The organism is Shewanella sp. SG44-2, from assembly GCF_014164215.1.
In the GTDB taxonomy this organism is placed as follows: domain Bacteria; phylum Pseudomonadota; class Gammaproteobacteria; order Enterobacterales; family Shewanellaceae; genus Shewanella; species Shewanella frigidimarina.
The window spans coordinates 62693-84971 of the sequence record NZ_JACJEU010000007.1; the positions used below are offsets into that span (position 1 = coordinate 62693).

Consider the following 22279-nt stretch of genomic DNA (forward strand, 5'->3'; position numbering starts at 1 on the left):
TTTGCAAGCAAACTTTTATTAATAAATAAATCTAAGTTATGCCACCAATAAAATAGCGTTTGGCTATGATAGAATCCGCCACAATAGGCAGTAATAGTTAACATCGTTTTACGTCAAAGTTAACTACGCCATATAATAATGAGACAAGGAGTTGATAGTGTTATCTGACCTGATGATAAACCGCGATTTTTTAGCCTATACGTTAGCCAATCCAAATCAATTACCTGCGGCATATGATTTTATGTTGGCAGATCATACTCGCGTAGATGTGTGGGATACGGGAGTGATTGTATTTACGCCGGCTAATGCCACCAAAGATATCGTGCTGTCTTGTGCTGTGCACGGTAATGAAACTGCGCCGATTGAAATCTGTAATCAACTCATTAAAGATTTGCTCAGCCAACGCATTATTGCCAAGCAGCGTGTGATGTTTTTAATTGGTAACCCTACTGCTATTCTCAATAAAACCCGTTTTATTGATGAAAACATGAATCGTCTTTTTAGTGGCGCGCATTCTAAAGGCGAGGGCTTAAGCCATCCAGAGCGTCACCGTGCCAAAGCATTAGAGCAATACGTGGCTGATTTTTTCAATGCTAATAGCGACAACCAACGTATTCATTACGACTTACATACTGCCATCCGTGCCTCAAAGCATGAAAAGTTTGCCATTTACCCATACCGCCCAGGCCGTGCTTTCAGCGGTGAACAAATTATGTTTTTGGCGGCATGTGGCGTTGATACTATGTTGTTTCACCACGAACCAACAACAACGTTTAGTTATTATTCGTCAGAGCAATTTCAAGCAGATGCTTTTACGGTGGAATTAGGCAAAGTGATGCCATTTGGCCAAAATGACATGAGTCGTTTTGCACAAACTCATACTATGCTTGAAAAGTTGATTACTGAAACTAAGTTAGCACCTGTTGAGTTCGACCCTAGCAAGGTCAACTTGTATAAGGTATCGCGCTCTATTAACAAGCACTTTGATGATTTTGAATTTAGCTTTGCAGGCGATGCAGAAAACTTCAGTGCCTTTAGTCAGGGCGAGGTATTAGCGACAGAAGGCGGTAATGCCATCATTGTTGAATACCCACAAGAAGCCATCGTATTTCCCAATGCAAATGTGCCCATTGGGCAACGTACAGTGCTATGTTTAGTACCTGCACCAAACGAGTCAATTTTATAGTCGTAAAGCAATATATACATGTCAATCGTGAGTAAAATGCGTTTACAGTGAGAGTAAGTATTGATAGGTAGTTTACGTTAACGTAATGTCTACTCGCATAGTATAAATAGAGCCATGTTTATGTTGAACATGGCTCAACAATAACAAGAGCATAATATGAGCAACGCACCACTGACCAATGAAACAGTGCACCGTGTCAGCTTCTTAGACAAAGCGTCATTGCACATCCCCATTTTGCGTATTTTGCAAGCTGATGGCACTACGTATGAAAACGCGGTTCTACCAGTAATCGACAAGGCTTTGGCCGAAAAAATCTTTGATACCTGTGTTTTTACACGCGTATTAGACGAGCGTATGTTGGGTGCGCAGCGTCAAGGAAGGATTAGTTTTTACATGACCTGTACCGGTGAAGAAGCCTCAATTATTGGCAGCACAGCAGCGCTTGATAAAGACGACGTCATTTTGGCTCAATATCGTGAGCACGCCTCATTGCGTTATCGCGGTTTTACGACTGAACAATTTATGAATCAAATGTTCAGTAATGAGAAAGATTTAGGTAAAGGTCGTCAAATGCCGATTCATTACGGCAGCCGCGAACTCAACTACCAAACCATTTCATCACCACTGGCAACTCAAATTCCACAAGCCACAGGTGTTGCTTATGGTATGAAGCTGCAAGGCAAGCGTAACGTCGCCATTTGTTACTTTGGCGAAGGTGCAGCATCAGAAGGTGACTTCCATGCTGGTTTGAACATGGCTGCAGTGCTTAAGTCTCCGACCATCTTTTTCTGTCGTAACAATGGTTATGCTATTTCAACCCCTACAGAAGAGCAATTTGCCGGTAACGGTATTGCGAGTCGTGGAGTTGGGTATGGTATGCATACCATTCGTGTAGATGGTAACGACATGCTAGCGGTGTTAGCTGCCACACAACAAGCCCGTGCCCATGCACTAGAACATAATGCACCGGTATTAATCGAAGCGATGACTTATCGTTTGGGCGCGCATTCTTCATCAGACGATCCATCTGGTTATCGTTCAAAAGAAGAAGAAGCCAAATGGCAGAAACACGATCCAGTAAAACGTTTTAAGTTATGGATGGTCAATAAAGGCTGGATAACTGAAGCCGATGAAGCCAAGTTATTTGAACGTTATCGCGAAGAAGTGCTAGCAGCAGTTAAAGTGGCTGAAAAGTTACCTATTCCGAAACTAGATGAAATTATTGAAGATGTGCTTGATAAACCGACCCCAGCATTGAGAAAACAGCTTAAAGAGCTGAAAGAACACATTGCTAAGTATCCAAAAGCCTATCCAAAAAGCGCAGGGAGACTCTAAACCGTGGCTCAAATGAATATGTTACACGCCATCAATGAGGCGTTATCAATAGCCATGACTGCCGACGAGCGCATGGTGATTTTTGGTGAAGACGTTGGCCACTTCGGTGGAGTTTTTCGCGCGACTTCTGGTTTACAAGAGCAGTTTGGTCGCGACCGTTGTTTTAACACGCCGCTAACTGAACAAGGTATTGCTGGTTTTGCTAATGGTCTAGCATCTTATGGCATGACTGCGGTTGCTGAAATTCAGTTTGCTGATTATATTTTTCCGGCATTCGATCAAATCGTTAATGAATCAGCAAAATTTAGATACCGCAGTGGTAATCAATTTGATGTGGGTGGGTTAACCTTCCGTACTCCATACGGTGGTGGTATCGCCGGTGGACATTACCACTCACAATCACCTGAAGCCTATTTTACCCAAACGCCCGGCTTAAAAGTGGTTATTCCGCGTAATCCAGAACAAGCTAAAGGGTTGTTGCTGGCGTCTATTCGCGATCCAAACCCGGTGATTTTCTTTGAACCTAAGCGTTTGTACCGCGCATCTGTTGGCGAAGTCCCTGCCGGTGACTACGTAATCGAGTTAGGCAAAGCACAAGTGGTTAAGCAGGGCAGCGATATTACTGTACTGGCTTGGGGCGCACAGATGGAAATCGTCGAAAAAGCCTGCGAACGTGCCGAGAAAGAAGGTATTTCATGCGAAATTATCGACTTACGCACAATCGCGCCATGGGATGTTGAAACTATCGCAAAATCAGTGACCAAAACGGGTCGTTTACTGATTAACCATGAAGCGCCATTAACCGGCGGTTTTGCTGGTGAAATCGCGGCAACGATTCAGCAAGAATGTTTCTTATCGCTTGAATCACCGATCAGTCGTGTGTGCGGCTTAGATACGCCTTATCCATTAGTGCATGAAAAAGAATACATGCCAGATGAGTTAAAGACCTTCGAAGCCATCAAGGCCACTGTGTCGTTTTAGGAGTAAGATATGATTAAAGATTTTATTTTACCCGACATCGGCGAAGGTGTGGTGGAATGTGAATTAGTTGATTGGTTAGTTAGCGAAGGTGACATCGTCACAGAAGACCAACCGATCGCTGATGTTATGACAGACAAAGCTTTGGTGCAAATTCCGGCGCCCCATGCTGGAAAAATTACCAAGCTTTATTACGCCAAAGGTGAAATCGCCATTGTGCATCAACCATTGTACGCAGTAGAAATGGATGGTGATGACAACGATAGCGTCATTGAAGCCCCTGTTGCTGCCATGACACCGGTTAACGATTCAGCTGTTAACAACAACAGTAATGCAGTTACGGCTACAACCAGCAGTCAGTCAAACATTGAAGAGTTCTTATTGCCTGATATCGGTGAAGGGATTGTTGAATGTGAATTGGTTGATTGGTTAGTCGAAGAAGGCGATATCGTCGTTGAAGATCAACCCATCGCTGATGTGATGACCGATAAAGCGTTAGTGCAAATCCCGGCCATGAAAGCCGGTAAAATTGTAAAACTCCATTATCGTAAAGGTCAGCTTGCTAAAGTGCACTCACCTTTATTCGCCATTGAAGTGGAAGCTGAAGTTAATGCTCCGTCAGCTCCTGTTGAAGTCGTTGAACAAGCACAAGCAGCTGCGCCACAAGTTAACCTTGAACCTGTTGCACAAGGTAAAGCCTTAGCTAGCCCAGCCGTTCGCCGAATGGCGCGAGTACTGGACATTAATATCGCTATGGTTGTGGGCACAGGCAAAAATGGCCGAGTTTACAAAGAAGATATTGAACGTCATCAGCAAGGTGGTAATGCCACTCAAGCTGCAGCAAGCACAACGGCAGTGTCATCAACGAGTCACGTAAGTGCTCAAGTTGTCAGTTCTGTGAATAGCGACACAGTGACTAATGTAACGGCAAGTGACCGAGTTGAACCCATAAAGGGCGTCAAAGCCATTATGGCGAAAATGATGGTTGAGTCAGTATCGACTATCCCTCATTTTACTTACTGTGAAGAGTTTGACCTTACCGAACTCGTAGCCTTACGTGAAAGCATGAAGCAACGTTATTCAACTGACGAAGTGAAGCTCACCATGATGCCATTCTTTATGAAGGCCATGTCATTAGCGATCACTGAATTTCCGATATTGAATAGTCAAGTTAATGCAGATTGCACCGAGTTAACGTACAAGTCACGTCATAATATTGGTATGGCAGTCGACTCTAAAGTCGGTTTATTGGTGCCAAATGTCAAAGATGTGCAAAGTAAGTCTATTTTAGATATTGCCGCCGACATAACTCGCTTAACGACTGCCGCGCGCAGTGGCCGCGTGTCGCCAGCAGATTTAAAAGACGGAACTATTTCAATCTCCAATATTGGTGCATTGGGCGGCACGGTGGCAACACCGATTATTAACAAACCTGAAGTGGCCATTGTTGCGTTAGGCAAGTTACAAATATTGCCGCGCTTTAATGCTAAAGGCGAAGTTGAAGCACGTAAGATTATGCAAGTAAGCTGGTCTGGCGATCATCGCGTCATTGACGGTGGCACCATTGCACGCTTCTGTAATCTATGGAAACACTACTTAGAGCAACCGCAAGAAATGCTATTAGCTATGCGTTAACAGTGTTTAATCTATCTTATCCAAAAGGACGCTAAAGCGTCCTTTTGTTTTTAGCCTCTTTTTCGTATAATACTCGGATATTGTCACTAGATTGGAACATGTATGAGTCTGTCGGCACCTAGAATTGAAATGATTGAATATCCGTTTCCGCCAAAACCTGCCGTGTTGTCTGACGTTGAGAAAGCACAATATAAAGCACGTATTAAACAGCTATTGATTGATCAAAACGCGGTACTTGTTGCCCATTATTATACTGATCCTGAAATCCAAGCGTTAGCTGAAGAGACGGGCGGTTGCGTGTCTGATTCTCTGGAAATGGCACGCTTCGGTCGCGATCACCCCGCAAAGACATTAATTGTTGCTGGGGTTAAGTTTATGGGCGAAACCGCTAAAATATTAAGCCCAGAAAAAACCATTTTAATGCCAACCCTAGAAGCAACCTGCTCATTAGATTTAGGTTGTCCAATTGAGCAGTTCAATGAATTTTGCGATGCGCATCCAGATCATACTGTCGTGGTATATGCCAATACCTCAGCAGCAGTAAAAGCCCGCGCAGATTGGGTTGTCACCTCCAGTATTGCGTTAGAAATTGTTGAGCATCTCGATAGCCAGGATAAAAAAATTATCTGGGCACCCGATCGTCACTTAGGTTCGTATATCAACACACAAACTGGCGCTGACATGTTGTTATGGCAGGGCGAATGTATTGTGCATGATGAGTTTCAAGCCAAAGCACTTCGTGAGCTTAAAAAACAGCATCCTACGGCGGCGATTCTAGTACACCCAGAATCACCTGCCAGTGTAGTAGAACTTGCTGATGCTGTCGGCTCTACCAGTCAGTTAATTAAAGCCGCGCAAACCATGCCTAACGATACCTTTATCGTTGCGACAGATCGCGGTATTTTTTATAAAATGCAGCAAGCAGCGCCAGGTAAAACCTTGCTCGAAGCCCCAACTGGCGGCAACGGTGCCACCTGTAAAAGTTGTGCCCATTGCCCGTGGATGGCCATGAACGGTTTGCAAGCTATTGAAGCTTCATTAGTCGATAGCGATAAAACTAATCATGAAATATTTGTGGATGAAGAACTGCGTATCAAAGCTCTCATCCCACTCACACGCATGCTTGATTTTGCTAAAGAATTGAACATGAAAGTGAAGGGCAACGCCTAAAAGCTTGGGTTTAGTGATCATAAAAACATAAAGCCGACATCTCGTCGGCTTTTTATTGGGTCTTTTACGCTAATGTTCGCTAGCCTTAAATATTAATATAATGCCCAAGCGAGCCATTATAGGATAAGCAAAAAAACCAAGTGGTGTAGACTTGGTTTGTTGTATTTCGTTTTGTTTAAATCTTAAATTGGCCTACTAAGGAATTCAGTTGTTTAGATAAATCAGCCAGATCTTCACTTGCACTTGCTGTTTGCATTGACCCTTCGGTTGTTTTGGTAACAATATCGTTGATATTGGTAATGTTTTTATTTATTTCATTTGAGACTGCACATTGTTCGTTTGCTGCGCTGGCGATTTGAATATTCATTTCTGTAATGGTGTTTACCGCTGCAAAAATGTCATCGAGTGCATGGTCTGCATTTATTGCCTGAGTAACGCATGAGTCTGTAACTTTACCGCTATCTTTCATTACTTGAACAGCTTTAGCCGCACCACTTTGCAATTGTTCTATCATTGCTTGTATATCTTGCGTGGAAGCTTGTGTACGACTGGCTAAGGTACGAACCTCGTCGGCAACAACTGCAAATCCTCGACCTTGCTCTCCTGCTCTGGCTGCTTCGATAGCTGCATTCAGCGCTAATAAATTTGTTTGGTCTGAAATATTTCGAATAACTTCTAGAACACTATCAATGGCTGTCGTTTGATTTTGTAAATCGGACACTGCATGTGTTGCAATATTGATTTCAGAAGCCAATTGATTGATTTCCGATGAAACCTTGCTAACTACCTGCTTACCAGCTTGAGTAGCCTCATTTGCTTTTTGAGCCGCATCAGCAGCTTCTGTTGCATTTTGTGCAACATCTTGAACTGTCGCGCTCATTTCATTCATTGCTGTAGCAACCTGCTCAGTTTCTTGCTGCTGTTTTACTGCATCAGCTTGAGTTTCGAGTGTGATGCCTGATAAACGCTCGGCAGAGTGATTCAGTTGCTGTGTGGCGGACATAACTTGATTAATTGTATTATGTACCTTTGTTGCAAATTGATTGAATGCTTTGGATAATGCGGTAATTTCATCATTTCCGCTTACTGATAAACGGAGCGTTAAATCACCATCGCCATCGGCAATGTTGTTCATTGTATGGGTTGTCATATTTATTGGGGTGGTGATACTTCTGCTAATAACCCAAGCAATAGCGATACCTAATAACAAGGCGATGACACCAACACTAATCATAGTAAAGGTCACATCATTGATAGCATTTACATTGTGTGTGCGATCCAACGCTATTTCTAGGACACCTATTGGCTGTCCAGAGAAATCTTTAACTTGATGTAAATAAACAGCATAGGAAGTGTCGTGTAATGTAGATTGGTTGTTCAGTATTACTCCATTGAATGCTTGTGCTAGACGAGTATTATCAGAAAAACTATGAGGTTCAGTCGTCGCTCCAAATGCTTCAAATTGTCCATTTTTTTGAGTATAAAGCGCAATATCGACCTTATAATCATTCTTAAATTGGTCAAAAAATGCCTGGCCGAAAGACATACCAAACTCTACAGAACCAATATGTGCATTCTGATAATTGACAGGCATAATTCCACGAATTCCGATGCCTGCAACGCCTTTCTCTAATCCTCTTACTGGTTTTTGGTCTCTATTGGTAACGATAACGGTTTGTCTAAATGATGATAAATCGTCTCCAAACTTCTCAGGCTTATGTACTCTTAAGAATGAGGTAGCAGGTGGCAAGTGAAACTGGAATTGACGAACGGCATAATCTTCTTTCAAGGTTTCAAATAATGGTAATGTTTTTAATGCTAACGTCTCTCGGTCGCCTTCGGCAAACAACTTTTGTAAGTCTGAATTGCGAGCAACGACGGTTGCCAACGCTTGGGCTAATTTCCCAGTTGACTCAATTTCAGCGGTAGCGGTTTCATAGAGTTTATGTAACTCGCGTTGCTCTGCACTATCAATATTGGTTGTGAATTCTGATAATACGAAGGGGATAACAGTACCCATGACCAAGATCAATATGACCGTAATACCTAAGATTATACGGTTGCCGATATTGAGATTAAATGTATTGACCATGTACTGTTCCTTTTAGCGATTTTAAAATATAAGCTAGCATTAATTAATATTTTTATAGAACGCAATACTATCTATAAATTATAAAAAAAACCGTGTTCAATGGCTCACATGCCATTTGTGGTTAAAAAAATAAGCGGTCTTTGTTAATGATTTATGAATTCCTTCACAGTAATTGTATTTCAGTGCGCCAAGCCGACATATCGAAAGCAGATGAGACCTTCGCCGGTGAAAAGCTAATTATAAAAGCCCTCATCATTCTCACCTCCATGCCAAATTATGCCAAAGAATTGAATATGAAAGTGCTACGCTTAAGCTTGTACATATGATTAAAAGCCGACTTAATGTCGTTTTTTGTTTTTTTATTAACATTTAGTTGGAGCGATAAGGGGCAATCACTTTACATCTTGACGCTGTCGTGGGCGGAGGCCGCATAGATCAAAAGAAAGTTAATAAACAGAAATCAACACAGCATGAAACAATAAGAGAAGGGGATGTTGCTTACCTAGCAGTCAAAACAAAAAGCCCCGCATAAATGCGAGGCTCTTAAGCTAACTATATGTCTATAAAGTATTAAATAATACTTTTAGATTATTTAGCGTTCATTAACGCAACAGCGTTGTCTAACATGCGGTTACTGAAACCCCATTCGTTATCATACCAAGACATCACTTTCACTAAACGACCATTAACACGAGTTTGTGTTGCGTCGAAATTAGAAGAGAAAGGATTATGGTTAAAGTCGATAGACACCAATGGTTCTTCGTTAATCGCTAATACTTCAGACATTGGAGACTGTAGTGAAGCACGAGTAATGATGGCATTAACTTCTTCAACAGTAGTGTCGCGTGACGCTAAGAAAGTTAAGTCAACTAAAGACACGTTAATTGTTGGTACACGTACCGCTAAACCGTCAAATTTGCCTTGAAGCTCAGGAACCACTAAACCTACTGCAGCAGCTGCACCGGTTTGGGTTGGGATCATAGACATTGCCGCAGCACGAGCACGACGTAAATCTGTGTGATACACATCAGATAAACGTTGATCGTTAGTGTAAGAGTGGATTGTGGTCATTAAACCAGACTCAATACCAAGCTCATCATTTAACGGCTTAGCAATAGGCGCTAAACAGTTAGTTGTACAAGAAGCATTTGAAACGACTGTCATATCAGCAGTTAACACTTCGTTGTTTACACCGTAAACAACAGTGGCATCAACATTCTTACCTGGTGCAGAAATAAGTACTTTCTTTGCGCCAGCGATAAGGTGCGGTTGCACAGATTCTTTAGAAGTGAAAATACCAGTACATTCGAAAACGATATCAATTTTCAGCTCAGCCCAAGGTAACTTTGATGGGTCACGTTCTTGGAAAGTTAAGATCTTGTCGCCATTAACATAGATAGCTTCATCGTCGTGATCAACTTTTGCGTTGAAGCGACCATGTACAGTATCGTACTTAGTTAAGTGAGCATTAATAGATGCATCACCTAAATCGTTTAATGCAACGATTTCGATTGGATAATTTTTTTCGCTTTCGTACAGTGCACGTAAAACATTTCTACCGATACGGCCATAGCCGTTAATTGCTACACGGATAGTCATCTCATATCCCTCAAGTTAAAATAATTAGGTGGCATGTAAATCGCCTGGTTGTAAAATTACCAAATTGGCCGTAATAATCAAGTTAAATCACCTAAATATGCTTAATTAAGCCAATAATTTTGTATTTTTTTTACATTAAGCACATTATGAATATAAATTAAGCACAGTTTTGTAAGTTGAACACTACCGTGCGTTATATAAAATTGGTCTATTAGCGGGCTGATTAATGCCTATTTTAGTAACATTTCACTGCGACTCTGTGCAAATTGCTTACTCATTACCGCTGAGATTAATTCAAGTGCTTGTTTATCGAGTTCAGTTGCTAATGTTTTATTACCATTAATGATAGCCAATAACTTTTCTTCATCAGCATGATTGTCACTCATTAACAAATTTGCTCGAGTTAACAGGTATTCTTTTTCAGCATTTTGTTGTTGTCGATATATCGATGCTAACGCTAAAAACCAATCAGGATCGATTTTGGCGGGTTCAGTTGTGGCTAACAAATGCAAATAAAGTGTTTTAGCGTCGTTAGGTGAAACTCGCACATAATAAGCAGCAAGCTGGGTAATGATGTCATTGTCAGTGAGGACACCTTGCTTATAGGTGTCTTCTACAATAGTGAACGAGTCTTGATCGTTGAAACGCATCCAGCGATAAAAGGCTAAATGTACCTCATTATTAGTGCGAGTAAACTCTTGAAGTTCAGACAGTGTTTGAGTACTTACCGCAAATGCTCGCTCGCGATCACGTGTACGGTCGGTATTCAACTTATGTTGAACCCCTGCGGCTAATTCGATGCATTTACTGTAATTTTCTAGATATACCAACTGTTGATAAAGTTGCTTGCCTGTGGGCGACGAGCTCTGTTTTAACGCGTATCGATGACGGATCAAGTCGCCTTTTTCAAATCGGCACCAACTATCTTTGTGTAAATCGCTACAAAGTTCGGGATTATTTTTACAAATGAGGTCGCTATTACGGTCATTATCGCAGCCAAAAAGGCCAAATAATGCCCCAATAACTGTAAATGATGTAATTAATACAAAATTATTGCTCAAAATGCTCTCCGAGAGGTAAATTGTCTAATAAAATTACACATTTACCGAAAATTTGTTACTAGCGAAATAGCCTGTATTTCATTACAATGTCGGCGACCAACAGGGGCCACCCCCATACAATATACTAAATTATTGGTCTTTTCTTTTTGTTACTCAAACCTTTCTGAAAAAACGAGAAAAGTGAGATAAAGGATCCCTACATGAGCGCAGATAAACATTTACAGAGCTGGCAAGAACGTTTCGAAATGGCAGAAGCAATGCAACCATTGCTTGGCAAGTTGTATCGTAACCAAGGCATTGAAGTAATGGTATATGGTAAACCATTACTAAATGCATCAACCATCGAAATCATTAAGTCACACCGTTTAGTACGTCGTCATGTCGGTGAAAAATTACGTCTTCGTGAAAGTTTCCCATTTGTTGTAGCACTTAGCAAATTAGCGATTAAACATTGCAGAGTGGATATTGGTAAATTAGCGATTAATTACTGGCGTAATAACAAGGATGCGAGCGGTATTGAAGCTTATATGACACAGGAATTGTCTGAAGCGGTTAATCACGGTGATGATACCCCGGCTCGCGATGTTGTACTTTATGGTTTTGGTCGTATCGGCCGTTTACTCGCTCGTTTATTAATAGAACGTACCGGTAAAAGCAACAAATTGCGTTTGCGTGCCATTGTATTACGCGGTGGTAAAAAGGGCGATTTAGAGAAACGTGCTAGCTTGTTGCGTCGTGACTCGGTACACGGGCCATTTAATGGCTCTGTCGAAGTTGATGAAGAAAACAACGCAATCATTGCTAATGGCACTTATATTCAGATTATTTACGCTAACTCGCCTGATCAAGTGGATTACACTCAGTATGATATTAAAGATGCGTTAATTGTCGATAATACTGGTATTTGGAAAGATGAAGAGGGTTTAGGTTTACACCTTAAAAGCCCAGGAGCTTCAAAAGTATTGTTAACGGCACCTGCTAAAGGCGCCATTAAAAATATCGTCTACGGTGTTAATGAAAACGATATTCTTGATGAAGACACTATTGTATCGGCGGCAAGCTGCACCACAAACGCTATTACGCCAGTATTAAAAGCGGTTAATGACAAATACGTTATTGAAAATGGCCACGTAGAAACCATTCACTCGTATACGAATGATCAAAATCTAATCGATAACTATCACAGTGCTGATCGTCGTGGTCGCAGTGCACCGTTAAACATGGTGATTACTGAAACGGGTGCCGCTAAAGCTGTTGCTAAAGCATTACCTGTTTTAGCGGGTAAGCTAACCGGTAACGCTATCCGTGTGCCAACTCCTAACGTATCAATGGCGATTATTAGTGTTAATTTGCAACATGAAACTAATCGCGATGAACTGAATGAATACTTAAAAGATGTCGCATTACAGTCTGGATTACAAAATCAAATCGATTTTACCGAATCGACTGAAATTGTATCTAGCGACTTAGTTGGTTCACGTTATGCCGGAGTTGTTGATTCGCAAGCAACGATTGCAGAGGGCAAACGTGCCATTTTATATGTATGGTACGACAACGAATTTGGCTATAGCTGTCAGGTTGTTGGCGTTATGCAAAAAATGCTCGGTTTAACCACATTATCGTTACCAAAAAGCTAATGTGTTATAAAAGCTAACCATACATGGTGGTGAATACTCGAAAGCTGAACGAGCTTAATATCGCTGTTTATTGAGTACTTACCGTCATGTTAATGATAAAGCATCTCCTTGGAGGTGCTTTTTTATGCGCGTTGTAATTTATTTAATCATAATGATGATTTATGCATCAAACAGTCATTATGTTGCAATAAATGTGTTTTTATTGATTGACTATCGGGGCTAAAACGGTAGAATGCCATTCCGCAGTCAGGGGAAACTTCTTCTACTGTTAAATTTGAAAGGCGATATCGTTCTGACAAATTTAGTAAAGATTATAAAGCGGTACAAATGCGACATTAGCTCAGTTGGTAGAGCGATACCTTGCCAAGGTATAGGTCATCGGTTCGAACCCGATATGTCGCTCCAATTTCTTATCTTATCCGATGGATTAGAATTTGGTTAAAGCATGGCGCGATGGCAGAATGGCTATGCTACGGATTGCAAATCCGTCGATCTCGGTTCGACTCCGGGTCGCGCCTCCACGAAATTGAGTTTGATGGTTACTTCTAGTAACGGTTAAAACAACACTTTGCCCGAGTGGTGGAATCGGTAGACACAAGGGATTTAAAATCCCTCGCTGAATAAGCGTGCCGGTTCAAGTCCGGCCTCGGGTACCATCATTTACATACGTAAGTATGGTGTAAAAAAGCCTCAACATTAGTTGGGGCTTTTTTACGTCTGAAATTTGTGAATTAGATCGAAAGATTAAAATCCCTCGTGCTCTGGTTGAACATCAGGCGTACAGGCGCAAGTCCGGCCTCGGGTACCTTTATTTATAGTAAGAAATTACATACGTAACTCTTTGTAATGAAGAGTTGTGTAAAAAAGCCTCAACATCAGTTGGGTTTTTTTTACGCCTGAAATTTGTGAATTAGATTGAAAGAATAAAATTCCTCGAATTCTTATAGAACATCAGGCTTGCCTCGCTTTATTAATAGCAATCCTCAGAAAATTGAGCTGAATATTAATTTTATTTGATGTATGTGGAAATACGATAGAAGTGGGTGTTGATAATAAGATCTTCGGATAGCAGGTTACACTTTGGGATAAAATGTTAGCTTGAAGCTAGGCTTGTTTAGAATGAAACATAACGTGAGAGAATTAATAATTTATGACTCATCACGTTATGAATATAGAAGGGGACTTATTGAGATTGCTCTTCTACTTGAATTTGGCCTACATATAAAACTGGGGCTGCATCAATTTCATTGGCATCCATCATGGTAGCTATTCGTTCAACGGCAGACAATAATTGACTTTGTTCCCACTCTTCAAGATTTTGATAACGCATAATAAAATGTTCTTGCAGTGGTTTAGGTGCGCTATTTAATAATGTTTTACCAGCGTCACTTAATGACAGGTGAACTTTACGTTTGTCGGTTTCACTGCGCTTTCTAATCACCATGCCACGATTTTCTAATCGATCAATAATGGTCGTCACTGTCGCTGCACTCAAATTAATTTCTTGAGCTATTTGTTTAGCTAGTGGAGCGTCAAGTTGATCAATTTTCTGTATGACCATTAATTGTGGTCCAGTTAGACCCGATAGTTTATTTAATTGACGTGAGTGTATATCAATAGCTCTGATCACCCGGCGCAATGAAATTAATAGTTGTTCGTATTTTTCCATAATCCCCTCATAATTCACCATGCACCTTAGCAGAATTCGGCTTATTACTCATGTCCAATATCAAAAAAAGCAGAATAATGTCAAAGACATTATTCTGCTTAGCTAATTTATTAGCAATTTTTGACTTATAGACTGAAAGTACGTGATACCGATAATACTGCACGGGTATCGCTAGTATCAGTGTCCATACTGGTATCTTCAACGGCAACGTTGAAGTCAAAACCTTCCCAGCTTGTCATGTATTCTGCGCGATAATGGTTGTAAGACTTATCGCCGTCCCATGCCCACTTGTCTTCGTCTAGTGAGGTTGAACGGTCAAAGCTAACACGGATGTCATGACCTTCTGCGACAGTAAAGGTATGAGCAGCCATCATGATGTAATGATCGGCATCAACACCAAAGTAATCCCATGAATACCAAAAGTTCAATTCACTCTGGCCAAGCGATGAAGCATAGCCAAACTTGGTGTAAAGCTCTGGGTAGTAATACTCATCAGAGGCATCATCACCATGGTAAGTGTAATATGCAATACCTGCATCTACAGACACTCTGTCTGTTAGTTCAAAATATTTACCTGCGTAAAAATCAAGTTCTAACCAAGTGTCATCACCGCTTCCAAAATCAACATTAGATGCCCAAGCACCCACATACCAACCGTCATCGGCAGCGTAGTCTAGGCTAGCCTGTAATGCAGGGTCATTATCTGTTTGGCTAACACCATTAAAGGTATAGTCAGAGGTTGCATTAACAGTTGTGCTTAACTCACCAGCCATTACTGAAGTCGGTAAAGCAAATAAGCTTAGTAGGGCTAACTTTTTCATTGTTGTGTTCATCATTTTTCCTTGGATCATTATTATTGTTTAGTCTGCTAATTCGATTTTAGTGAAATCGATTTCATTTTCTTTTGGAGAGAGTTCAATAGATCTCACTTTACGGTAATGCGATTTTAAAATGTATGCGAAACAACTTAATATCAAGGCAATAGCCAGTGCACCGACCCATTGAATTTGTAAAAAGTCTAGTTTGAATAACAATGTTAAGCCACTCAGTACCACAACATTACCGACGATATAAGGTACTTTACCAAAACGTTCAACCGTAAGGTTTAAGTTATCTGTATATAAACGGACCAGTGAATCGAGTGAGTTAATAACAAACGTTACCCCTACAATCACCATTGCTAGATTATAAAAACCAGATGTATCAATACCATTTGCACTGTAGTAGTACAGAACCGTGAACCAAATCGCGATTGGAATTGAAGGGAATACCATCATGGCTAGTAATACTTGATAGGTTTTCATTCCGCCAACAAAACGTGCGGTAAATTGACCAATCATAATGCTCCATGCAAACCACCAGAATAGGTAAAATTCGTGGTAATCGTTTATTGGAAGCACAAAGTTATGGATGTTGCCAAAGTAGTCACCGATTAACGCAAATGTAGTAAAGAACTCACCCACACTTGAATCGTCTGATAAAAATGCACCAGACCACATAACAGCGATTAAACCAAAGAACAACCAGGTACTGCCTAAACTCAGGTAACGAACATAGCGAATACTGGTACTTGAATACACTGCGGCGGCAATAACCATAAATACGATTAAGTAGAAGCTGCTGACAACGGTTTCACCATCACCTAATTGCGGTAAATACCACGGTAAGTTAGTTAATAATAAATAAGCAGTAAAGGCACAGGTACCAATAATGACCACGTTATTAATAAACTTTATCAATGGAATTTCAAAGTACTTAACTCTTGGTTCAATCACACAGAAGTAGAAGCACGTTAAAAAGTAAAAAGCCCAAATTAAGCAGGCCCAAAAACCAAACTCTATGGCTAACGGATTACTAAATCCATATTCTGGACTGGTTGCCAAATCTGCATAACCAGCAAATTCCGTTAACGGAAACATGATTAAGCCAACATCAAGCCCTGAAGTGAACAAAATGGCAATAAAGGTAAATTTACGCACCGGTGTGACACCAATGCACTGCATGTTACCCCAACGATAAATAACAAATGCGATAGCGGCAAAAGTGAATAAAATGCCTATTGATAACCAAGTCGTCATTATTTAACTCCTGGGTGAATAGTGTGTGCGAACATAATGTTGGCTCCTTGTTGTATGTTTTTTATGCCATAGAACAATTTTTAAAGGCAAAATGCCCTCAAGCCTTAAGTATCGTGTTGACGATAGTTAAACCCTGATAGATTGAACTTGGCTAAATTGGCCATTTACAAAAACGTAGGTTGGCCATCAACCTGTTGCCGATGTGCATAAATGAATACACATCAACGAATGGGTGTTAATCAATTTGTCGTTTAGGCGCTTGTAATCGTTGTGATGTTTGCCATTGCTTAGCAATAGTCACTTTTGCCAAACTTGGCGCAAGAGGTTTGTTGCCTAAAATAATATCGGCAGCGCGCTCGGCGACCATAATCGTCGGGGAGTTCAAATTGCCATTTGGAATGGTCGGAAAAATTGACGAATCAACTACTCGTAAACCATTTATACCATGTACTTTTGTTTCCGAGTCGACAACCGCCATCTCATCTTCACCCATTTTGCATGAGCAAGAAGGGTGGTAAGCACTTTCTACTGAGCTTCTAACAAAACGGTCTATTTCTTCATCGGTCTGTATTGTTAAGCCTGGTTGAATTTCTTCACCACGATATTCATCTAAACCCGGTTGATTAATAATTTCACGGGTTAAACGAACACACGCTCTAAAGCCTTCAATATCATCTTGATGCGATAAATAATTGAACTGAATTTGTGGGGCAACCTTGGCATCACTTGATACAACCGTTACCGCGCCACGGCTTTTAGGTTTATTGTGGCCAATATGAACTTGGAAACCATGGCCAGCAAACGCTTCTTTTCCGTCGTAACGCATGGCAGCAGGTAAGAAGTGGTACTGTAAATCAGGCCACTCTAAGCCAGCTTTTGAGCGGATAAAACCACACGATTCAAAATGGTTAGTTGCACCCAAACCTGACTTATTTAAAATCCAGCGAGCACCAATAAACAATTTGTTTAACGGATCAATTTTGCCATTAAGTGATATCGGCTTTAAGCACTTAAATTGGAAGTAAAACTCTAAGTGGTCTTGCAGATTCTGACCAACACCAGGTAATTGATGTACTTGCTCAATTCCAGCGTTAGCTAATGTGCTTGAATCACCAATACCCGACAGTTGTAAAATATGCGGTGAACCAATTGAACCTGCAGATAAAATCACTTCTTTATTGCAGTTAACATCAATTAACTCGCCTTTACGTTCGTAACGAACGCCGACAGCCGTTTTACCTTGCATAATCACTTTATGCACAAGCGCATGAGTAACCACGGTTAAATTAGGGCGTTTCATTGCAGGGCGAAGGTACGCATTTGCCGTAGACCAACGTACGCCGTTTTTTACGGTCATGTGCATTGGGCCAAAGCCTTCTTGCTGACTGGCATTGTAATCATCAGTGGCTAGGTAGCCGGCATCGACACCTGCATCAACAAAAGCTTGATATAACGGGTTTTTCATTTCATTACCGTTATTAACCGCTAATGGGCCTTTATCACCGCGATAAACATTACCGCCAAAAGACCATGTTTCAGCTTTTTTAAAGTAAGGCAGACAGTGAGCATAATCCCAGTCTTTTGCACCTTGTTGTTGCCACTCATCAAAATCACGAGCATGACCACGTACGTAGACCATGCCATTGATTGATGATGAACCGCCTAACACTTTGCCTCGCGGGCAATGCATACGGCGATTGTCCAAATGTGCTTCGGCTTCGGTTTCAAACTGCCATGCATACTTTTTAGTATTCATGGGAATTGAAAGGGCGGTTGGCATTTGGATAAAAATGCTCTTGTCGCTACCACCGGTTTCAAGTATCAGGACTTTATTGTCTGGATTTTCCGTTAAGCGGTTGGCTAATACACAACCTGCGCTACCGGCACCAACAATAATATAATCGTATTCATGAGACATTTGCGTAGACATTAATTGGGTCACTCCTAAAATGGGCTTTCAAGTGACTGCATACCAACGTAAACAGCTTTTATTTGGGTGTATGCTTTTAATGTTTCAGAGCCATTCTCACGACCAATACCAGACATCTTGTAACCACCAACCGGCATTTCTGCAGGAGAGGCACCATAAGCATTTATCCAACAAATACCGGCTTGCATTTGATGAATAACGCGATGTGCACGGGTAATGTCTTGCGTAAATACACCTGCCGCTAAGCCAAGGTGAGTACTATTGGCACGCTTAACAACTTCATCTTCATCAGTAAAGGTAAAGACTGACATCACAGGGCCAAATATTTCTTCTTTCGAAATCGTCATCTCATCAGTGCAATCTGTAAATACAGTCGGTGCCACAAAGAAACCATTAGGTGCATTGTCAGGCGTTAATGCTGTTCCGCCTGTTAATAAGGTGGCGCCTTCTTTTTTACCGATTTCAATGTAGTCGAGTACTTTTTGTTGATGGTCGCGTGATATCAATGCACCAAAATTGGTGTCAGGGTGCATTGGGTCGCCACAAACGATGTTTTGCTCAGTACGTTCTTTTAAACGTTGGATAAAGCGCGGATAAATATCTTGCTGCACAAATACGCGAGTACCGTTGGTACACACTTCACCTTGAGTATAGAAATTAGCTAACATCGCGGCTGATACCGCATTTTCTACATCGGCATCGTTAAAGATAATCAATGGCGACTTTCCGCCTAACTCCATGGTCACTTCTTTTAGTGAACCCGCTGCAGCGGCCATGACTTTTTTACCTGTTCCGACTTCGCCCGTAAATGACACCTTAGCGATATCTTCATTGGTGGTTAGCCATGCGCCAACTCTACCGTCACCTTGAACAACGTTAAACACGCCATCTGGCACACCCGCTTGAGTGAATATTTCAGCCAAACGTATTGCGCCACGAGGTGTTTCTTCTGAAGGTTTAAAAATCATTACGTTGCCGCAAGCAAGTGCAGGGGCTGCTTTCCAACAAGCAATTTGTAACGGGTAGTTCCATGCGCCAATACCGGCACAAATACCTAATGGCTCACGGCGAGTATAATAAAAGTCCGCGCCTACAGGTTGTTGATTGCCTTCAATACTTGGGGCGAGACCGGCAAAGAACTCAATAGAGTCGGCGCCAGTAACGATATCGACAACCGAGGCTTCTTGCCATGGCTTACCCGTATCCAATACTTCGCCAGCAGCAAGTTCATCATTTTGCTCACGTAGTAGGGCAACAGCTTTTAATAAAATGCGGCTACGTTCTATCGGCATCATCGCTGACCAAACAGCAAAACCTGCTTTGGCACTCTCTATTGCGGCTTTTTGCACAGACTCGGTGGCTACTTCAACTAAATAGCTGACATCGCCAGTAGCAGGATTGATCACTTCAAATGTTTCGCCAGTACCGTTTGATTGGTATTTTCCATGAATATAATTTTGATAAATAACTAACGATGACATTATTCTACTCCGTTGTGCACGATCACAGCCTTGATAAAGGCTTTAGATAAAATTTGGGCTTGTTTAAAATCTTCTATTGGGGTGGCACTCAACGCACTGCGTAACCAAAAACCATCAATTACTGCCGCTGTTTGCTTGGCGGCACTTACAGCGGCTGCATTGGGTAATAATTGTTTAAACGAAAAAAGCAGGTTGCTGTATAACCGCTGACTATTAATGTTTTGCAATCTTGCTAACCCTGGATCGTGCATCGCTTGGGACCAGAAGCTTAACCATGTTTTTGTCGCGGCTGTTGAACGTTGTAATTCGGTAAAGTTTGCTTCCACGATCATTGAAAGCCGATCTATTGGGGTTAATGTTTTGCCTGACGTTCTTGTCAGTAATGCTTGCTTCAATTCCTCTAATAGAAATTTCTGCGTGGCTTCAATTAACCCTTGTTTACCACCAAAATAGTGGCTGATGATCCCTGATGACATTCCCGCCAATCCACTAATGGTATTAATAGTAGTGTTTTGTAACCCATGACGTTCGATTGACATTAACGTGGCATCTATTAGCTGTTGTTGTCTGACGTTTTTCACTGTAGGTCTTGGCATAAAAGGGGTCCGTTATCTGTATTAAGTGTTATTAATTGAACGCTCAATTAATAACGATACTAATGATTAGTGCTGTAATTATCAAGTTATAACTTGATATAGATCACAACATTGCAGCAGCATAATGAGATAGGAAATAGTCAGTAAAAAATAAACAACTGTTTTTAAAGGCTTATTTTTTACTTTGTTGTAGTTATTGGTTTGTTGTAAAAAACGAAGAGATTTTACATCAAATCATTACAGCTGCAGTTATTATTGGCGTTTTGACTGATAAAGCATCATTTAAATATGGAGATTCTGCTCCCCAAACACCCTAACTCGTGCACATATTGTTTGGCGCGCCATAACCCCTATATTGATTTATTAACGAGGGAGTTGTTAGCACATGGAGGGAGGTATATTGATTAAACCTGTTTGTTTTAGACAAATCTTCACCAACATTTTTTGTATGTCACTATACAATCACAGCCTTATTTCTCGCCGACTAATGTTATGGATTAATTATATGTATTAATGTTATGCATATGGGTTATGTATTCTGCTAAGCGTTCCAGGATTGAGGGTTGAGGATTGATTATTAAGTACTGAGGAGGGCAGTTTGATTCACTCTACAGTCTGAATGATGTCACCAACGATGATCTGGATTCATCATAGAGACATGATAGAAAAACATTAATCATGCTATAACCTTATTTAAAGATTCAAATACCAAGACGATTAGGTAAGAGGAACACAGATGGGCAGTTCATCAATGATCATGTGGAGTGTGCTATTTGGCGCTATAGGCATGGGGTATTTTGTTTATGGTAAGCGCCAAAGGGCGATTGTTCCCTTGTGTGTAGGAATGGCATTAATCGTGTTTCCTTATTTTGTTGCCAGCGTGACCACTTTGCTGATTATGGGAGTAATCTTAGTGGCGATACCGTATTTTATCCGGCTTTAGTCGCTGTAGGCATTATTGTTTATCTGTCTTATCACTCAGAGTCATGTATGGCCTAAGTTCGTTTGGAATATGGCCTGCGGCCACTAACGTCGTGGCGCTTCACCCACACCAGACCAAGAGGAAATCAACGGCTATTCCCTCTTGGATCACCCAGCCGCCCCGCAACATTTTCGCTATTTACAAAACAAGAGCTGCGAAAAGGTCGCCATGGGGTTAAATTTTACTTTAACCTGCATTTGCAGACTGCTTCGGCCAACTCTTTATAGTAAAGAATGAAAATGCTAACGCTTCCGATGTTACATCCTGTACCTCGAAAGCTAGCCTGACATCCTGTCAGGCTCACGCTATTTTCTTCAACGTCCTCAAGTTCAGAGTTGAATCACACCATTTCCAAGTCAAGAAAACTAACTCGTTTTTGCCCCATTTCTTGCTAGGGATGCCAATTCGCCGATTTCAACTTACTGAATATTTTTCAGTCTATTCGGGTAATAAAAGTTTGCTCGTCATCCACAAAAGCTACAAAGTTGCCGTGATAGATAAATACTCGACCACGCCCCTCAACTAAGCAGGCAAGCTGTGGGTTCAAATCTTCTTCGTTACCCTGTCTTTGATATGTGCCGATATCGGTGATTACGCCGCTGAGAGTAGGCAAATATCTATAAGTTCGCTTTGCTTGATCAACCAGGTTCAATTCGCTGGCTGTAGAGAAGCAAGAGGGTATCGTACCGGCTTCTTCGATAAACATAGTTTTCAGTTCTTCAAAAGCGGTGATCACTAGCCAGTCGATGCCGTTAACATGATGGATAAACATTGAGTTTCTCGGTAATTCTGATGCGGAGATTTTAACATTATCAGGGGCAGAATGTAGTAGAGATTTAGTAATTCTGTG

The 22279-nt window shown here is 41.2% G+C and carries 17 protein-coding genes and 3 tRNA genes; 10 read left to right on the plus strand and 10 right to left on the minus strand.

Annotated elements, in window-relative coordinates:
* Nucleotides 1-157 precede the first annotated feature (157 nt).
* From astE to nadA, 5 genes are all read left to right on the plus strand, one after another.
* Nucleotides 158-1186, plus strand: coding sequence for a succinylglutamate desuccinylase (astE, locus tag H5181_RS07440; RefSeq protein WP_182750652.1), 1029 nt, complete (start codon nucleotides 158-160; stop codon nucleotides 1184-1186).
* A 156-nt stretch (nucleotides 1187-1342) separates the two neighbouring features.
* Nucleotides 1343-2521, plus strand: coding sequence for a thiamine pyrophosphate-dependent dehydrogenase E1 component subunit alpha (locus H5181_RS07445; protein WP_182750653.1), 1179 nt, complete (start codon nucleotides 1343-1345; stop codon nucleotides 2519-2521).
* 3 nt (nucleotides 2522-2524) lie between these two features.
* Nucleotides 2525-3502 (plus strand): alpha-ketoacid dehydrogenase subunit beta, encoded by a 978-nt coding sequence (locus H5181_RS07450; protein WP_011637397.1) that lies wholly within the window; start codon nucleotides 2525-2527, stop codon nucleotides 3500-3502.
* A gap of 9 nt (nucleotides 3503-3511) precedes the next feature.
* Complete coding sequence (locus H5181_RS07455) at nucleotides 3512-5134, plus strand: dihydrolipoyllysine-residue acetyltransferase (protein ID WP_182750654.1); 1623 nt, start codon at nucleotides 3512-3514, stop codon at nucleotides 5132-5134.
* Between the two features lie 102 nt (nucleotides 5135-5236).
* Complete coding sequence (gene nadA, locus H5181_RS07460; RefSeq protein WP_011637399.1) at nucleotides 5237-6304, plus strand: quinolinate synthase NadA; 1068 nt, start codon at nucleotides 5237-5239, stop codon at nucleotides 6302-6304.
* A gap of 175 nt (nucleotides 6305-6479) precedes the next feature.
* Here nadA and H5181_RS07465 read toward each other — a convergent pair whose 3' ends face one another.
* The 3 genes from H5181_RS07465 to H5181_RS07475 all read right to left on the minus strand — a co-directional run bounded on the left by H5181_RS07465 (nucleotide 6480) and on the right by H5181_RS07475 (nucleotide 11056).
* Entirely contained in the window at nucleotides 6480-8396 is a 1917-nt protein-coding gene (locus tag H5181_RS07465) for a methyl-accepting chemotaxis protein (RefSeq protein ID WP_011637400.1), read from the minus strand.
* Nucleotides 8397-8984: 588 nt separating this feature from the next.
* Entirely contained in the window at nucleotides 8985-9995 is a 1011-nt protein-coding gene (gene gap / locus H5181_RS07470; protein WP_011637401.1) for a type I glyceraldehyde-3-phosphate dehydrogenase, read from the minus strand.
* Between the two features lie 230 nt (nucleotides 9996-10225).
* Entirely contained in the window at nucleotides 10226-11056 is an 831-nt protein-coding gene (locus H5181_RS07475) for a DUF2989 domain-containing protein (protein WP_011637402.1), read from the minus strand.
* A 200-nt stretch (nucleotides 11057-11256) separates the two neighbouring features.
* On the opposite strand from H5181_RS07475, the gene H5181_RS07480 reads away from it, so the two are divergent.
* The 4 genes from H5181_RS07480 to H5181_RS07495 all read left to right on the plus strand — a co-directional run bounded on the left by H5181_RS07480 (nucleotide 11257) and on the right by H5181_RS07495 (nucleotide 13349).
* Nucleotides 11257-12693 carry a glyceraldehyde-3-phosphate dehydrogenase gene (locus tag H5181_RS07480; protein WP_011637403.1) on the plus strand — a complete coding sequence of 479 codons (1437 nt, stop codon included), beginning with the start codon at nucleotides 11257-11259 and terminating at the stop codon, nucleotides 12691-12693.
* Nucleotides 12694-13022: 329 nt separating this feature from the next.
* A tRNA-Gly gene (locus tag H5181_RS07485) sits at nucleotides 13023-13098 on the plus strand.
* Nucleotides 13099-13140: 42 nt separating this feature from the next.
* A tRNA-Cys gene (locus H5181_RS07490) sits at nucleotides 13141-13214 on the plus strand.
* Nucleotides 13215-13263: 49 nt separating this feature from the next.
* Nucleotides 13264-13349 (plus strand) — tRNA-Leu (locus H5181_RS07495).
* A 527-nt stretch (nucleotides 13350-13876) separates the two neighbouring features.
* Here H5181_RS07495 and H5181_RS07500 read toward each other — a convergent pair.
* The 6 genes from H5181_RS07500 to betI all read right to left on the minus strand — a co-directional run bounded on the left by H5181_RS07500 (nucleotide 13877) and on the right by betI (nucleotide 20447).
* Nucleotides 13877-14362 (minus strand): MarR family winged helix-turn-helix transcriptional regulator, encoded by a 486-nt coding sequence (locus H5181_RS07500; protein WP_123777403.1) that lies wholly within the window; start codon nucleotides 14360-14362, stop codon nucleotides 13877-13879.
* A 125-nt stretch (nucleotides 14363-14487) separates the two neighbouring features.
* Nucleotides 14488-15195 carry a TorF family putative porin gene (locus tag H5181_RS07505; RefSeq protein WP_011637405.1) on the minus strand — a complete coding sequence of 236 codons (708 nt, stop codon included), beginning with the start codon at nucleotides 15193-15195 and terminating at the stop codon, nucleotides 14488-14490.
* A gap of 27 nt (nucleotides 15196-15222) precedes the next feature.
* A complete protein-coding gene (locus H5181_RS07510; RefSeq protein WP_059744951.1) occupies nucleotides 15223-16440 on the minus strand; it encodes a choline transporter in 1218 nt (405 codons plus the stop codon).
* A gap of 235 nt (nucleotides 16441-16675) precedes the next feature.
* Nucleotides 16676-18370, minus strand: a complete 1695-nt coding sequence (gene betA, locus H5181_RS07515; protein WP_259396996.1) for a choline dehydrogenase — start codon at nucleotides 18368-18370, stop codon at nucleotides 16676-16678.
* Between the two features lie 14 nt (nucleotides 18371-18384).
* Nucleotides 18385-19851: a betaine-aldehyde dehydrogenase gene (gene betB / locus H5181_RS07520; protein ID WP_182750655.1), complete on the minus strand. Its 1467-nt coding sequence runs from the start codon at nucleotides 19849-19851 to the stop codon at nucleotides 18385-18387.
* The gene (gene betI / locus H5181_RS07525) at nucleotides 19851-20447 is read right to left on the minus strand and encodes a transcriptional regulator BetI (RefSeq protein ID WP_059744955.1); all 597 of its coding nucleotides are present in this window, start codon (nucleotides 20445-20447) and stop codon (nucleotides 19851-19853) included. The genes betB and betI overlap by 1 nt, the downstream gene beginning before the upstream one ends.
* A gap of 736 nt (nucleotides 20448-21183) precedes the next feature.
* Here betI and H5181_RS07530 point away from each other — a divergent pair.
* Entirely contained in the window at nucleotides 21184-21390 is a 207-nt protein-coding gene (locus H5181_RS07530) for a hypothetical protein (protein WP_059744957.1), read from the plus strand.
* 472 nt (nucleotides 21391-21862) lie between these two features.
* On the opposite strand, the gene H5181_RS07535 is transcribed toward H5181_RS07530, so the two are convergent.
* The gene (locus H5181_RS07535) at nucleotides 21863-22201 is read right to left on the minus strand and encodes a cytosolic protein (RefSeq protein ID WP_182750745.1); all 339 of its coding nucleotides are present in this window, start codon (nucleotides 22199-22201) and stop codon (nucleotides 21863-21865) included.
* Nucleotides 22202-22279: the final 78 nt, after the last annotated feature.